At 40.8% G+C, this 15,824-nt stretch carries 15 protein-coding genes; 4 read left to right on the top strand and 11 right to left on the bottom strand.

Annotation, left to right across the window (positions count from 1 at the left end; translation table 11 throughout):
• Positions 1–73: 73 nt before the first annotated feature.
• From AC3ZVC_RS12610 to AC3ZVC_RS12595, 4 genes are all read right to left on the bottom strand, one after another.
• Complete coding sequence (locus tag AC3ZVC_RS12610) at positions 74–928, bottom strand: amidohydrolase family protein (RefSeq protein WP_490063616.1); 855 nt, start codon at positions 926–928, stop codon at positions 74–76.
• A gap of 11 nt (positions 929–939) precedes the next feature.
• Entirely contained in the window at positions 940–4,017 is a 3,078-nt protein-coding gene (locus AC3ZVC_RS12605; protein ID WP_490063615.1) for a GNAT family N-acetyltransferase, read from the bottom strand.
• A 256-nt stretch (positions 4,018–4,273) separates the two neighbouring features.
• On the bottom strand, positions 4,274–4,807 hold the full coding sequence (locus AC3ZVC_RS12600; protein WP_490063614.1) for a hypothetical protein: 534 nt from the start codon (positions 4,805–4,807) through the stop codon (positions 4,274–4,276).
• A 101-nt stretch (positions 4,808–4,908) separates the two neighbouring features.
• A complete protein-coding gene (locus AC3ZVC_RS12595) occupies positions 4,909–6,597 on the bottom strand; it encodes a formate--tetrahydrofolate ligase (protein WP_490063613.1) in 1,689 nt (562 codons plus the stop codon).
• A gap of 181 nt (positions 6,598–6,778) precedes the next feature.
• On the opposite strand from AC3ZVC_RS12595, the gene metA reads away from it, so the two are divergent.
• Positions 6,779–7,687: a homoserine O-acetyltransferase MetA gene (metA, locus tag AC3ZVC_RS12590; protein ID WP_490063612.1), complete on the top strand. Its 909-nt coding sequence runs from the start codon at positions 6,779–6,781 to the stop codon at positions 7,685–7,687.
• 216 nt (positions 7,688–7,903) lie between these two features.
• Here the strand turns inward: metA and AC3ZVC_RS12585 are convergent, their stop codons facing one another.
• Both AC3ZVC_RS12585 and AC3ZVC_RS12580 read right to left on the bottom strand, forming a co-directional pair.
• Entirely contained in the window at positions 7,904–8,596 is a 693-nt protein-coding gene (locus tag AC3ZVC_RS12585; protein ID WP_490063611.1) for an AIM24 family protein, read from the bottom strand.
• Positions 8,593–9,297: a class I SAM-dependent methyltransferase gene (locus tag AC3ZVC_RS12580; protein ID WP_490063610.1), complete on the bottom strand. Its 705-nt coding sequence runs from the start codon at positions 9,295–9,297 to the stop codon at positions 8,593–8,595. Before AC3ZVC_RS12580 ends, AC3ZVC_RS12585 begins: the two co-directional genes overlap by 4 nt.
• 153 nt (positions 9,298–9,450) lie before the next feature.
• Here AC3ZVC_RS12580 and AC3ZVC_RS12575 point away from each other — a divergent pair, with 153 nt between their 5' ends.
• Positions 9,451–9,669 carry a DUF3892 domain-containing protein gene (locus tag AC3ZVC_RS12575; RefSeq protein ID WP_490063609.1) on the top strand — a complete coding sequence of 73 codons (219 nt, stop codon included), beginning with the start codon at positions 9,451–9,453 and terminating at the stop codon, positions 9,667–9,669.
• A 200-nt stretch (positions 9,670–9,869) separates the two neighbouring features.
• Here AC3ZVC_RS12575 and mntR read toward each other — a convergent pair whose 3' ends face one another.
• The 3 genes from mntR to AC3ZVC_RS12560 form a co-directional block, all read right to left on the bottom strand.
• Positions 9,870–10,295: a transcriptional regulator MntR gene (gene mntR / locus AC3ZVC_RS12570; protein ID WP_214727341.1), complete on the bottom strand. Its 426-nt coding sequence runs from the start codon at positions 10,293–10,295 to the stop codon at positions 9,870–9,872.
• Between the two features lie 385 nt (positions 10,296–10,680).
• A complete protein-coding gene (locus tag AC3ZVC_RS12565; RefSeq protein ID WP_490063608.1) occupies positions 10,681–12,843 on the bottom strand; it encodes a DNA topoisomerase III in 2,163 nt (720 codons plus the stop codon).
• A gap of 339 nt (positions 12,844–13,182) precedes the next feature.
• Positions 13,183–13,476, bottom strand: coding sequence for a hypothetical protein (locus AC3ZVC_RS12560; protein WP_490063607.1), 294 nt, complete (start codon positions 13,474–13,476; stop codon positions 13,183–13,185).
• A gap of 315 nt (positions 13,477–13,791) precedes the next feature.
• Between AC3ZVC_RS12560 and cspD the strand changes: the two genes are divergently transcribed.
• Positions 13,792–13,992 carry a cold-shock protein CspD gene (gene cspD / locus AC3ZVC_RS12555; protein ID WP_009791749.1) on the top strand — a complete coding sequence of 67 codons (201 nt, stop codon included), beginning with the start codon at positions 13,792–13,794 and terminating at the stop codon, positions 13,990–13,992.
• A gap of 67 nt (positions 13,993–14,059) precedes the next feature.
• Here the strand turns inward: cspD and AC3ZVC_RS12550 are convergent, their stop codons facing one another.
• Positions 14,060–14,236, bottom strand: coding sequence for a zinc-finger domain-containing protein (locus AC3ZVC_RS12550; protein WP_490063606.1), 177 nt, complete (start codon positions 14,234–14,236; stop codon positions 14,060–14,062).
• Positions 14,237–14,262: 26 nt separating this feature from the next.
• A complete protein-coding gene (locus AC3ZVC_RS12545; protein ID WP_490063605.1) occupies positions 14,263–14,919 on the bottom strand; it encodes a ribonuclease H family protein in 657 nt (218 codons plus the stop codon).
• A 187-nt stretch (positions 14,920–15,106) separates the two neighbouring features.
• Here AC3ZVC_RS12545 and AC3ZVC_RS12540 point away from each other — a divergent pair, with 187 nt between their 5' ends.
• Positions 15,107–15,781: a queuosine precursor transporter gene (locus tag AC3ZVC_RS12540; RefSeq protein WP_490063604.1), complete on the top strand. Its 675-nt coding sequence runs from the start codon at positions 15,107–15,109 to the stop codon at positions 15,779–15,781.
• Positions 15,782–15,824: the final 43 nt, after the last annotated feature.

The following is a 15,824-nucleotide window of genomic DNA, read 5'->3' as shown; positions in this document are numbered from 1 at the left end:
TCATGTATGTATGTAAATAAGACTATATGAAAGGCTGGCAGCGAACAAATTCATTCACCCCAGCCTCTGTTCATTATGGCAGGAATGGCTTAATCTTTGGAAAAACCCTTATAGCAGTGTTGTAAAAAACATCATCATGATGCTCCTCCGGGATCAGCCCTTTAATAAAATCAATATATGGCCCAATAGGTGCAAGCGGCCAATCGGTCCCAAAAAGCAATTTATCATAAGAATCGGCAAAAACCAAAGCATGTCGGAGATGATCCAAAAATCGACCTTCGCTGCGTTTTTTCAGCTCTTTTTCGGTTCCTACAATCAAACCGGATAGGTCTGCATAGACATTGGAATTTTTATAAATAATTTCAGCTCCCGTCAAGGTCCAAGGATCCCCAAAATGGGCCATCATGAAATTCACATTACGGTGTTTTACTGCGACTTCGTCAATCGCCAAAGGATGGGAATACTTCAGGAGCCCTCTTTCAGAATAAGTATCTCCAGTATGAAAAACAACCGGAACACTATATTTTTCCGCAAGGGCATACACTGGCTCATAGACCTCATCATACGCATAATAAGGGTAATAGCCTAAATAAATTTTAATCCCTACTACATTGGGCTTTTGCAGGTCCATCTCCAATCTTTTAAGTGCTGCTTCATTCAAATCATATGGGTTTATGCCCGGGCAGTAAACGATATGATCCGGTATGGCTGCATCAAGATCTAGACCCATTGGTGTCCTTGCTGCGTAGTCAGGAAAGCCCATTTGATCTGTTTCCGTTAGGCCCATTGCAATGCTAAGAACTACATTCGCTCTTTGAATCTCTACTTGGTGTCCTTTTAACGAATAATCTACAATAGACAGCTCCTTTGCTGTTTGATGAAATGACTTAATATCGGAAAAATGAATATGTGCATCTATGACTTTCATGATTTCTCCTTCTAATGGAATTCTAGATTATGCAGACTTTTAAGCACTGTTCCGCTGATGCTTCTTTCATCAAATAGGATATATCCGGGTTTTGCCATAGGGATTGCTTGCCGTTCAGAAATAATCTGAAAAGCTTCTTTGTTCATGTAAGCCCCAAGGTATTCACGATCATGACTCCCTGCCACATACATTTTTGCATGTCCATGGCAGTTTGAAATATAAGCGCCGTTTTCCATCGTGAACGATTGCTCCTCAATTCCAGCTTGATAGTTTGACTCAGTACCTTTATCTAGCATTGATAGAGTAAGATCTGTTAAAGAATCGCCTGACAAAAATAGATCTGTAATCCATTTCTCATTTAAGAACGTTTTTCCGCCTGAATCAGCCACTTTTACCCAATGCGCCATAACCGGCACCCCCGGCAGCAGCGCAAAGTACTGGGTGTAATCAAGACCTTTCCACAGGGAATGCTGAATAACTTTTGTCCGCAGGGCAAGAGCTGTCCACTCATTTCCATGGGAGTCTTTAATATTTGTAAATATTGCAGCAATATCCTCCTTTAATAAAGAAAAAACACTCATTTGAGAAGGGACTGTCTTCATGCCCCCAGCCCATGGATTCCACCAGCCTTTAGCAACTTTTTCAGGGAATGAGGTATCAAGCCATTCCTGCTCCTGATAGGCGAGCGAAAAAAGTCCGGGATAAAAACTTGGTGCTGCTTTCAAACGAATGACTCCATTGTCCATCATATAAACAGTGTTGCCAACCTGTTTTTCCGTAAACGTACGGACATCACCCGAAGGCACAAGAAGCAGATCACATAGCTGCTTTCTTTCACTATCCATATTCAAATTAGCTTTCACAATTGATAGAGGGGCTGCCCCTCTAATAGGCAACTTCGCTGAATAATCTATCATTTCCTCTTTTTGATTTACAATTGCGGATTGTTTTTTATCACTATTTAGGAAAAGCTCAATACTGCCGTTGAGATAGCTTGAACGGTGTGTTTTCAAGGTGACTTTCACTTTTTCCAGATCGGCTGCCACAGGATTGCCTCCATTTATAATGAGCGCTTTTTCATTCTGCACACCCTTGTTTTTCTTTTGAACAGCCATATTGGCGAACGCCTGCAGCTCCTCCCAAGTCTGAAAAGCGCCTATTGATAAATAGGCCGGTTCCAATTTAACTCGATCACCAGGTTTGATGCTCCCCACTTCATACTCATAATAAAACTGCCAGCCATCCGGGTGGGCCTTGGCGTTTTTCGGCCAGCAAAATCCAATCGGTTCTCTTATATTTGTGGAGAAATACCAATTTTCCGTCAAATTGCTTGCAGAAATCTCCCCAAATTCAAGGTCTTTGACACTCGAGAACTCTACAACTTGATTGTCGAGAGGGAAATAGGTATGGTGCTTCTCATGATATAGAGGCTGATTGAAAGATAAGTTATCAGAAAATATCTCCCCTTTATTGTTTAGTTCAGCCCATGTTTTTACGATTCCTTCGCCATATAAAGACGTATACATAGAGACAAGTATTCCAGGGAAATCTTTTGAACGGAAAACCAGTTTGAAGGTTATCGCTGTCTCATCTGTAAACCAAACTGCACTTTCAGGCTGTGCCTTTGAAAATTCGGTTGAATATGGCTTGCCCAGTTTAGGAACGAAGAAGGCGAAATGCTGATTTACATTTTCGTTCCGGCCTGCAGTAATTTTATAATCCAATTTCCTGATATTTACCTGGCAGATTCCATTACAGATGTGCCAATAATCTTTTGATTCCCCGCCGAATTTCTGCCCAAAACTCTTAAGGGGAACACCAACTGCTTTGCTTTTAAAAGTCAGCTCATTTCCATCTTTTTTCTTTACTGTAATATCGATCTCCGGCTGATAAAAGCCATACTTTTTCACAATGAAAGGTACTTTTATAAGCCTCCGTTCATTCTTAAGAAGTTTTATGGAATAATCACATTGATTTAATGAAACATGCTCATCCTCCTGAACCGATAGGCAAAATATAGCATCCTCTTTCAGGTTATTTTCCACTTCAAGTTCCAGTTCCGCTTCCTGAATTAGAAAACGCAGGTTTCCTTTTGCACCGCCGGTTATTTTGGCAGGCTGCTTGGGAAGCAAACCAAGGCGCAGTTCACATTCTTCTCCATCCACCCAAACCTTTACCCCCATGGAAGGGTGAGTTTTCCATACACTTGGTTCCTCTCCTTCATGAACAATTAACTGACCATTAATAGCCGCCTCGTTTTCAACCAGCTTCTCATATGAATAAGCTGACTCTATTCTGCCATGATTGTCTCCTGCTGCCCTAAAAGAAACAGGTCTTCCAGTTTTATTCACAAACTTCAGCAGGAAACTCTGGGTTTCATTTTCTATTGTTTCATGACTATTCATGGTTAGTTCAAGAAAATACTTCTCTGTCTCTATTAAACTGATTCCCCTGCCGGTTTTCTCAAACCTAACTCGCGCAGATGTCTGTTCATTACTCCATTCATACTCATAAAAAGTAAAGCCATCTTCCTTGACACCATCAGGCTTAACCTCAATTTTTCTCACACTGTCCTTATACCAATCAAGATCTTTTAGGAGCGATTTTAGCAGCGGAGTTTGATGGACGGCCGGGATAAAATTCATCAAATGGGTGGTATCATCCCTGTCCTCCCAGAAAAACCCGCATTTTTTATAAAGTGGAACAGCCTTTACATTTCCTGGCCATGTATATAAATCCAAACGAGGCCAACCCAATTCTATCGTTTTTTGAAGCGCTTTTAAAACGAGCAGCTTTCCTATTTTTCGTCCATGATAATCAGGCCTCACATTTAGAAGCGGGATATATAATGAACCTGTATCCTCCTTATATTCTGATAGTCCACAGTAACCGATTACCTCTTCGCCATCCATAGCTAAATATAAAGCAATATTTCCGTTATTGGCTTCCTTTGTTTTCACCTGTTCTTCAGTCATGACGCTTGTATCCCCGCCCCAGCTATCGCGGCTAAGGTTCCACATTTTGGCGATACCTGCTGCATGGCCCTCATCATACTCAGTAATTTTAATCGTGTCCGTACCTTGGATCATCAAATTATCCTCCTTGACTACGTTACTTCATGCCTTTCCTCTTCCTTTTCCTTGTTAATAAAAAATTTTTTCACCATTTCCTTCTCCTCCTTTAATGTATTTTTAGGAATGTTTTCCCATTCCTTCTTAATCGTATTAGTCAGAGCATTTGTTTGTAAATATAATTTTGAATTTTCAGGATAATTTTAATAAAAAAACGCCTCGCTCCCTTTATGAGCAAGACGCTATTTGCTATTTTATTAAAAACCAGCTGGAATTATGAAAACCTAATGTTTCTCAGAGCCTGCAAGGAAGTAATCATATAGGCAATCATATCGCTAAGATCATCAATTTGTTCTTCATATATCAGGCGGTTGAAATGTACAACAGATTCCGCTTCAATCTGATTATCCATCTCCTCCGGATTGAATTTTGCAATCTGTATTATGCTTCGCTCTCTTCCCCAAATATCTCTCAAAATTTCACGCGTTTCTTGAAAGAGCTTTAAGTCATTTTTTTGCTTAATTGTAAACTTTACATATACTTTACACCCTGCCAGCTTTTCTGATTGTGCTTCAGGCAAAAGCTCAGCAGCCAGATTTTTGAGCCCAGCCTCCATAGTAAAAGTACAGGTAATACCGTCATGTCCTTCAACATTTTCTTTAAAGGCTACCTCATAACTACGGGACATTTTTGCAGAGTTTAAGACATCATTTCGGTCAATGATTCTAATCTCACCGCTAAGATCCCGATCATAAAAGCCGCCATCCAACACAACCTTCATATTTTCAAACGCTGTAGGGTCAAACATGTGCAGAACCTCCCTTACAAAAAAGCCGCAAGCGACTTGGTAACCCCGACAACTTGATGGGGTAGACGCTGTAGCTAGACAGTTACCAAGTACAAACCTTCTTAAAATAAACCAAGTGCATTACCGTCATCATCCACGTCCATATTCATGGCTGCAGGAGCTTTAGGCAGCCCAGGCATTGTCATGACATCTCCGGTAAGGGCGACAATAAATCCAGCCCCGATGGAAGGCTTGAGCTCCCTGATAGTGATTGTAAAATTGGACGGCCTTCCCAGCTTTGCGGGATCATCGGATAGGGAATACTGCGTTTTAGCCATACAAATCGGCAGACAGCCCCAGCCAAAGCTTTCAAAATCACTGATTTGCTTTTTAGCTTTAGATGAGTACTCAACTTTATCTGCACCATAAACTTTCTGGGCAATCGTTTGGATTTTTTCTTCAATCGGAAGCGAAAGTTCATATAAGTGATTGAATTGTGCCTCTTTTTCTTCTAAAATTTCCAGCAGCTTGCCTGCAAGCTCGATGCCGCCTTCCCCGCCTTTTTCCCAAACCTCTGTCAGCGCAATAGGAATGCCGGACTGATTGCATAAATCCTTAAGTGTATTCACTTCATTTTCGCTGTCGGAAATAAATCGATTAATGGCCACAACGTAAGGCAGCCCAAAGCTTTCAATGGTCTCAACATGCTTCTTTAAATTCGAGAATCCTGCAGTAAGGGCTTTTGTATCTTCTCTGCTCAGCTCAGTCTTTGCCACACCGCCATGCATTTTCAAGGCCCTTATGGTAGCTACAATGACTACCGCTTCCGGGTCTATTCCTTCTGTTCTGGCTTTGATATTAAGAAACTTTTCAGCACCAAGATCAGCGCCAAAGCCGGCTTCTGTCACTACATAGTCAGCTAGCTTGGATGCTGCAGTCGTGGCAATGACACTGTTGCATCCATGTGCAATATTTGCAAACGGGCCGCCATGGATTAATGCTGGCGTATGCTCGATTGTTTGGACCAGATTCGGTTTAACCGCTTCTTTTAGAAGCAAGGTTAGGGCGCCTTCCACACCAAGCTCAGCAACTGTAACCGGCTGCTTTTCATAATTATAGGCAATGACCATTTTTCCGAGTCTTTCTTTTAAGTTCTTAAGATCGGATGCAAGGCATAAAACCGCCATAATTTCAGAAGCAACGGTAATATCAAAGCCATCCTCGCGCGGAACACCCTGCACAGGACCGCCCAGCCCGATTACGATTTTGCGTAAAGCTCTATCATTTAAGTCAAGTGCGCGTTTCCATACAATTCTTCTCTGATCGATTTTCAGTTGATTCCCCTGCTGAAGATGGTTATCGATCAGAGCCGCCAGCGCGTTATTGGCTGTTGTTATGGCATGGAGGTCACCTGTAAAGTGAAGATTTATATCTTCCATTGGCAGGACTTGCGAATAGCCGCCGCCGGTTGCTCCTCCCTTAATTCCCATTGTAGGTCCCAGGGAAGGTTCTCTCATGGCGACCATTGCTTTTTTCCCTAGCCGGTTAAAAGCGTCACCAAGACCAACCGTTACAGTGGATTTCCCCTCCCCTGCAGGTGTAGGATTTATGGAAGTGACCAGGATTATTTTTCCGCTTTCATTCGTCCTGATTTTTTTTAAAGCCTCTGATGAAAGTTTCGCTTTATACTTACCGAAAAGCTCTAGATCATCATCCTGAAGCCCGATTTTTTCAGCGATTTCTTTAATAGGTTTCATTGTTGATGCTTGAGCGATTTCAATGTCTGATTTCACAACCGGTTTCACATTCATTTGTATCCCCCTAGAATCCAATATGTATAGGTTCCTTACAGATATATTGTACCATTCCTTAGTCGGATAATTGCCAGTTACTTTTGATATTTTTGAGATTTTCGTACACTAAAGCATTGATACAATTGTGAATCGTCTTTATAATAAGTTTAATTGAAATTTTGCTCAGGGAGATGATCACTTGCCAATTAAAATTCCTAAGCTGCTTCCGGCCAGGGAAATCTTAGAGGAAGAAAATATTTTCGTGATGGATGAGGACCGTGCCAGAAACCAGGATATCCGTCCTTTAAATATTCTTATTTTAAATTTGATGCCAGAAAAGGAAAAAACGGAAGCACACCTTCTGCGGCTTCTTGGCAACACTCCGCTTCAGGTTAACATCTCATTCTTAAAAACTGCCACACATCAGTCAAAAAATACTAGTCCGATGCATTTGGAGCAGTTCTATACAACCTTTGCTAAGGTTAAAAATCGAAAGTTTGACGGTATGATTGTTACAGGCGCTCCTGTAGAGCTCCTTGACTTTGAGCATGTAGATTACTGGGAAGAACTTACCGAGATCATGGCGTGGACGAAAACCAATGTTACCTCTACCCTGCATATTTGCTGGGGTGCACAGGCAGCGTTATTTTACCACTTCGGAATCGGCAAATACGAGCTGCCTGAAAAATGCTCCGGTATTTATGCGCATGAAGTTCATGACAGAACCGAGAAGCTGCTAAGAGGATTCGATGACATTTTCCTCGCTCCTCATTCACGCCATACTGACGTCTATAAAGAAGAACTGCTCGAGCACCCTGAAGTAAAACTGCTATCATCCTCTGAAGAAGCCGGCCCTTTCATTATGAGTGCTAATGGCGGCAAACAGATCATGATAACCGGTCATTTGGAATATGAAGCTGCAACTCTTGCTGAAGAATACACAAGGGATAGAAGCAGAGGGCTGCAAGTACCTGTTCCTAAACACTACTTCCCCAATGACGACCCAGGCAGGGAACCCTATAACAAGTGGCGCTCTCATGCTCATTTATTGTTTTCTAACTGGCTGAACTACTATGTCTATCAGGAAACCCCTTTCGAGTGGGATTAATTTTGAGCCCCGCATTGCTGAGCTTTTGTTCGGGGAGTTTGGTGCTCTGATGGATTTTCAATGGCAAATATGCGGTTTTCCGGATATACGTGATATTTCCCGGTGTTGATATTTCGCGGTAAAATTGATTTGTACACGGATAAAACAATAAAACATGTTTAGCTAATATCAAAAAGGCCGGTTTTGAAGAGGTTTCCCTCGCAAAACCGGCTTTTCTTATGACTGCTGTGCGTAGTATACTTCTTCAAACGGCTGGACTACTACGAAACCGTTTCCGGAAAACTTCATTTGGATCGATTCACCGCTCCCTCTGCCCAAAAAGGTTTTAAATGAGATATCTGTCACAAATTCAGGTTCCAATGCACCTGACCAGGCAACCGTAGCATTCGGGTCTGTGTACACCGGGTTATCCGCTGTTACCATCAAGGTTAACGGTTCATAGTGCGAGGTAATGGCAACCATTCCGGAACCCTCCAAACGTACATTGAACAGGCCTCCCGCAAGCATTCCGGCCATCCTTCTCATCAGCTTAATATCCCATTTAATGGAAGGCTCAAATGCTAACAGATCGTTGCCGTTTACAAAAATAGAATCGCCATCGAGATTCAAGATAGATATTTTTTTCCCTTGATCTGCAAGATATAGCTTTCCATTACCAGTTGCTTTCATGAGAGATGTACCTTCTCCGGTGAGCGCCTTTTTAAACATTTTGCCTAATCCATGCTCCAGAATTCCTTCGCGCTCAAACTTAATTTGTCCGCGATAGGAAACCATCCCTCCGGCTTTTGCCCACACTTGATTGGTTAAATTGATCTCGAGCATTCTTGGTGTTTCCAATTCAAATAATCCTTCACCTTTATCCTGCTGCTTAGTCTGATTTACAAACTCTTCGATCGAGTAACGGCTCATTTTTCTCCCATTCCTTTCTGCTTCTTATTTTCCAGCATAAAGACCCACATAAAAGACAATGACTGTTTTAAATTGACTGGCAGTGATCCTCTTGGCAGCTGTTCTGATGCTTTTTTATAGACACCGAATTCATCAATTTTCACCCAGCCGTTTTCTTGTGCAAGCGCCTCAAATTCCCATGGCATCATCGTATTGCATATAACTTTTTCGTTATATAGGCGGCGGTAGCTGTTTACACGCGGAGCAGCTGTAGGCCCAAGAATGCCGATGCATGCTCTTCCCTCTGGCGTGACAATTCTTTGCATTTCTCTCAAAACATTAAGAGGGCTTTCTGTCCATTCGAGTGAATTGATAGCAAGAACAGCATCAATCGAATTCTCCTCAAAGGATAGGCAGGAAATATCACCTTTTGTAAATTCAGCACAGGTATCAGCATTTAGTGCTTTGGCTTTATGTATCATTTCCTCCGACACATCGATTCCTGTCACATTATAACCTGCCAAAGCGAGCTTATAAGAACCATAGCCATCTCCGCACCCAAGGTCACACACCCATGAACCTTTGTTTATATGCTTTTCAAAAAAGGAAACAATATCTTTTCTGCTTCCTTCTTCCCACATTTCTCGGCTTTTCGAATTCCAGGATTCCGAATTTTTATCCCAAAGCTTCTCAGCTTCTGCAGACCAGTTAAATGTTTTCATTCTATCCCCTCCGTCAGTAACTTTATTTACGTTTCGTCTTATAAAAAGTTCCCAGTATTTTTAATTCGCTGGCTTCGGCGAAAAATCCTTTGATTATAAAACAGCAGGAACGTCAACAATATTGATAGAAACCAATTAAAGGAGAGTTATTCAATGAACGGAGAACAGCTCGTAGCAGTACATCGAAACCATAATGGCGAAATTCTTTCTTTCCAAACCTCAGCAGGAAGGATCATATCTTATCGAAAAGCTTTACAGGAGGCTGAAGAGGGGTTAATTGAAGGCATACATATAGCTGAAGAAGAGAACGGTACTATGTCCATGATCCCTGCTGCCTCTTCTTCGTTTGATGAGTTTCCAAGCTTCTACTAGGGGGTTCTCATTTCTCTAACAGAAAAGGCTCTGTTAAGCTTGCCCACTGGAGGTGGAATCAGCCCCATCCTAGAGTTAACAAGGCACGAAGAAAATGCGAATGCAGAAGCGTACCTTCCATTCCAATCAAGAGGGTTATAAAATTCAACAATCCTCCCATTAACATAGTCAATGAAAAAAACCTGACAGCAGTCAGGTTTTTATTGTTCATCTTCATTTTTCCTCTGAATCTCTCGCAAAACTTCTATGCGGTTCTCATCTTCTTCAAAGAACTGCACTAAATCACCAACCCGGTCGATAGCATCCCAGCTCAGGTGGTGTTCAATCCCTTCAACATCCTCATAAATATTTTCTTCTTTTACTCCGATTATGCGAAGGAGCTGTTCCAGCAGTTCATGGCGGTACACAAGTCTTTTGCCGATTTTTTTGCCTTTAGGCGTCAAAATCAGCCCCCTGTATTTTTCATATACAAGATATTCATCTTTATCAAGCTTTTGTACCATTTTTGTTACAGAAGAAGGATGTACCGACAAGGCCTCGGCAATATCGGAAACCCGGGCATATCCCTTATCTTCAATTAACATATATATCTGTTCAATATAATCTTCCATACTCGGTGTTGGCATTTCGCAACCTCCTGCCACTGAGAAAAGCGCAAGCGCCTTGCCCACCCCCGACAAGCACAAGACGAGCCTCCCGGGAAGGCGTTCTTTGCCTTTCTGGGAGGATTGGCTTGTGACCTCGAGGGGGTAGGCGCTGGAGCTAGACAGTTTTCGAAGTTCTAAGTTCACTTTCATATTGTATTAGAAAAGCGCAGAGCGCCCTGTAAACTTTCAACCATTACATATCTCTTTAAGAAATGGCTCTGTAAAACGTGTGTTGATTTCCGCTTCAATTAACACAGGGTGCCATATCAATGTAACTTTAACATAACCTAATAAATATAAGGCTTTAACGATTTTACTACAGTTGCGAAAGGGAGACAAGGCAATATGTCACATATAGCCAAATTTAGGCCTTTTGCGGGAAGATAAATTTAATTCTATTTTCCTGTCCATCCCATGATAATTTGGCAGAAAAGGTTTTATCTTTTCCTTTGCTAGAAAAGCCTTCCACTAATTCTGTCTCTCCATCTTTTAGCAGCTGCTTAAGAATTTTTTGGGTAATTCCCTTGCCCATAATTTTTTTGGAAATAGTAAAACCACATTTGGTTTTATTGTAATTAGAGCAGCCGTAAAAACTGCCTTTATCAACAACTTTTCCATCGCACAGCTTGCATTGCCCCAAATTAACAGCCCTTTTTTGTTTGAACTTACCTGGAGTAAAGCCCTCTTTATCTTCTTCAGAGAATGTCCATTTTCCTGCATTGTTAACAGAGGAGTCAATGAGGTGGGTAACCATTTTATTCGTTTGGTCCATGAATTGTTTTGGCGAAGCTGCCCCATCTGATATATCCTTCAGCCTCTGCTCCCATTTTGCTGTCATCTCTGGGGAAGCCAGAATTTCAGAGCCAATGGCTTCTATCAGGATTTTTGCTTTAGGATTTGCATAGACCAGGTTCTTTTTTATATCAATATATTTGCGGTCTTTAAGCATCGTAATAATTCCGGCCCTTGTAGCTTCTGTTCCCAGACCTTCTGTTTTCATTAATACTTTTTCGAGTTCTTTGTCTTCGATTTGCTTTCCAGCTGTTTTCATAAGCGTAATTAGCTGTCCTTCTGTATAGCGCTTTGGCGGCTGTGTTTTGCTTTCTTTAACATTAGCCTTAACCACGGTACCATTATCACCTGCCTGCAATGAAGGCAGAACAGGCTCATTTTCCTTCTCCTGCTGCGGTATCACTTTTCGCCAGCCTTCTTCCAGCTGGACCTTTCCTTTTGATAAAAACAAAGCTCTGCCATCAACTAGGGTTTTAATAGTTGTATATTCGGTTACAGCTTTTCCATAATGGGCAGCAATTAAGCTCCTCGTGATAAGGTCATAAAGAATTTTTTCATCCGATGATAACTTTTGCAGATCGGGGACTTGTTCGGTCGGAATGATTGCATAATGGTCTGTTACCTTTTTATCATTTACATAACGTTTATTTTGCATAATCGAGCTTACAGGCAGAGGAAATAAATCCCTGTACTCTTCCTTCGCTTCCATTTTCCTGAGAATTTCAGGGAACATTTCCGCTTCCCCCTCTGTCACATGCCTAGAATCGGAACGAGGATAGGATACAAAGCCTTTTTGATAAAGCTTTTGCAAGACGTCAAGCGTCTTTTTTGGGGGGAATTTAAATCGACGGTTGGCTTCTGCCTGCAATGCAGATAAGTTATAGAGCATCGGAGGCAGGAACTCTTTCTTTTCTGCCTGGACATCATTTACTTGAGCATCTTTATTCTGGCAAAAAGCCGCTATTCTTTCGGCGAGCTCCTTTGTTTTAATTCGTGTTTCGCCATCATTTTCCCACTTGCCCGTATATTTTTTTCCATCCATATTAAATTGGGCTGTAACCTCCCAAAATGGTTCGGATACAAAATTAAGAATCTCATGTTCTCTTTTTACAATTAAGGCAAGTGTTGGAGTCTGAACCCTTCCTACTGAAAAAACATCTGAGAAGCCCTGCTGCTGAAGAAGCAGGCTATACAGGCGCGAAGCATTCATTCCAACCACCCAGTCAGCACACGCTCTCGTATAGGCTTCATAATAAAGATTCCGCGTATCGCTTTCATCAAGAAGAGCTAGAAACCCTTCCCTGATTGCTTTAGGAGTTAATGAAGAGATCCACAGTCTTTTCATTGGCACTCTCGATCCGGTCAGCCTTAGGATATTTCTGATAATAAGCTCACCCTCACGTCCTGCATCTCCCGCATGGATGACTTCAGCCAAACTCGGATTCGAGAGAAGCTGTTTTATAATATTAAATTGTTTTGCTTTATCTTTTGTGACTTCGTATTGGAACTGCTCAGGGATTATAGGCAATGCGTTAAGAGACCATTTTTTCCATTCCCTATCATATTTCTCAGGAGAAGAAAGCTGACAAAGGTGCCCTACAGCCCAGGTTACATACGCCCCCTGGGGAAATATATCATTTGGGAAGATTTCAATATATCCCTGATATTTCTTCATTTTAAAAATAGAAGCCAGCGTTAATCCCTGGTCGGGTTTCTCCGCGATAATCAGTTTCATAATTTAGCTCCCTTGCTTAATAGAACAAAATATAGATATCTATTTTAATATTAACTTAAAAAATTAGCAAAGAGAGCAATAATACTATTACAGGGGAAAAATTTTTCAAAACTTAAGCCCTTGAAGGATTCTCCTTACGCTGCTTATCTTTTCAGTACAAAGCTTATTACCACTGGATCTTTATACGTGCCCATTGTATCAGGATAATCCATTTCCGCTGCGATTCCCTGCTGAGTGAATTCCATCAAGGAAAGCGTTTGCATAATGCGAAAGAATCGGGACTTGTAACCTTTTCCTAATGTTAAGGATTACTTCCAGAAAAAAATCGGCTTTCGCCGATCATCCTTCTTTTTTATACGGTTTTATAGTAAGGTTCTTCTGGATGTACCATTTATTTTCTGTGACAATGTTGGAGACAGTCAATATCATTGATGGGATTTTTTCAACATTAAATACAATGATGCCTAATTGGTCATTCATAATGATAAATGAATCTCCATGCGGAAAAAAAGGGAGCTCACTGCCAAGCTGAAGGATTGAACTGATTATTGCCTGCTTTTCTTCCGCTTCAATTTGGATATTGGGTGAAAACCTCAAGATCCAATCCTGTTTCTCAATGGAAAACCGGTACATATCCTCACCCTTTAAAAACAATATAATTAATAATAAATATGAAAGAAACACTTAAATATGATATCTAAACATTGCTAAAATATTGAAATCCTAAAAATTGATTACATATTTTTAAATATTTAAAATATTTTATTGTTTTTTGTAAAAATACGCTTGTATTCCTTGACGGAAAGTGCCCATTCGTGTATATTATAATCATCATTTAACAGAATATATTTCCGTTATTTCAAAAAATATCTGCTCTATGTTTTGTTAGGTGGTAATATTCATCTAAGGCACCAAAGTGTCTTGAAAGGCTTAGGAGGAAAATTAAACATGCAAAACGGTAAAGTAAAATGGTTCAATAACGAAAAAGGTTTCGGTTTCATCGAAGTTGAAGGCGGAGACGATGTATTCGTACACTTCACTGCTATCCAAGGCGACGGTTTCAAATCTTTAGAAGAAGGCCAAGAAGTTTCTTTCGAAATCGTTGAAGGAAATCGCGGACCTCAAGCTGCAAACGTTGTAAAACTATAATTCAAATATAACAGTAATAAGGCTGGCATCTGCCAGCCTTTTATTTTGTCCGCAAACCGCCCAGAAGTCAGTTCAGCTTACTTCCGATTGATTTAATTTTTTCGCCTACCGTGCATTCAGATATGCAAAATCGATGAGCGTATCTGCGCCCCTTTTCCTCTTTGTGGTGTTTGTGAAGAAAACAGCCTTTGCAAAAGTTGGCCATCAGCTCCTCCACTTCATTGAATATTTCCTTTCTGCTCAAATTTTTCACGCCTTCCTTGTTTCCAATTATATGACCTGCATTCTGCTGTTAATGAATTTCCCTTGGAGTGCCTGGCTGGCCAACTTATCCGCTTCTTTGTTCTCGTTACGCGGAATGGGAGTATATCTTGGCAGAATTCCAAGCTTTTTAATCTTTTCTTCAATCCGATCAAGCCAGCGATTAAGGTTTTCTTCATAACAAGGCCATTCACCTTCAAGCTGTTTTAGTACCACCTGAGAATCACCCTTGAACTCACAGGTCATATGATGAACACCCATCTCTTCAAGAAGGTTTACTGTAAAATAAATGGCAGCATATTCTGCTTCATTATTATTATCCATTTCATCAAAAAGCTCATTTGCTCTTACACGGTATTTCTTTTTGCCCTGTTTAAAGTAAATCACTGCTCCAAGTCCTGCCTGATTTGTATCTTTATTAAATCCGCCGTCAAAAAATACGGTAATATCATGCGGATCCTCTTCTACTTCCGTCAACAGCTTCCGCATTTCCTTGGTGCTCCATGAAGTGCCAATTTCATCATAGTAGATAATGTCTTTTCCTTTGCCAGACCTTTCAATATCTTCTCCCACCTGCAAAGCCAATTCCCCGTTGATCCAGTCTGAAGCAAAATGAACATCTTCATTCCCTTTTAGTTTATATTTCCATTCCACTTTATATTTCATTTATTTTCAGCCTTTCTGTATTTTTTTAGCTGGTCACCTTTATTAGAACTGTTTGCAATAGCCGAATTTCTTATACTTAACTCAATCTTGTACTAACTGAGTATATTACAAGGTATAATGGTCAATGACAATCAAATAGACATTGCGGTTCCGGAACTCCCGCTTTATCAAAACTAGGAGGAAAACGATGTTTAATGAATGGTTTGGATTATTCTTTGCACTTGTCAATTTTATATTAGTTCTTGTCATTTACCGCCTTTTTGGAAAAACAGGCTTGTTTGTTTGGATTGGTTTTTCGACGGTAATGGCCAATCTTCAGGTAGTTAAAACGGTTGAAATGTTTGGCCTTACTGCTACGCTGGGGAATGCCATGTACGGAACTGCTTTTTTAGTTACGGATATTCTGAATGAAAATTACGGCAAAGACGAAGCAAAAAAAGCAGTTTGGCTTGGTTTCTTTACACTCTTGGCCATGACCCTCATTATGCAGATGGTCCTAATGTTTAAACCGCATGAAACTGATTTTGCCCAGGATGCTCTTAGCACCATTTTTTCCATCCTCCCCCGCATTGCGGCAGGAAGCCTGGCTGCCTATTTAGTCAGCCAACTGACCGATGTTTATATCTTTACCTATTTAAAAAAGAAATTCCCAAAAGAAAACCAATTCTGGATACGGAATAATGGCAGCACCATGATAAGCCAATTATTAGATACGCTAATTTTTACCAGTATTGCTTTCCTTGGCGTATTTCCGATGGAGGATTGGATTCAAATATTCTTCACGACGTATATCCTAAAATTTTTGATAGCTATACTTGATACCCCATTTGGATATATAGCCAAACGGTTTCCGGTAAAATAAGAGCAAATGATTAAAGGATGCCCAAAATGGTATCCTTTTTCTG

It is taken from the genome of Cytobacillus sp. C11.1 (assembly GCF_058145115.1).
The sequence above is the reverse complement of the archived record's forward strand: the minus strand, read 5'-3'. Positions and strand labels throughout refer to the sequence as shown.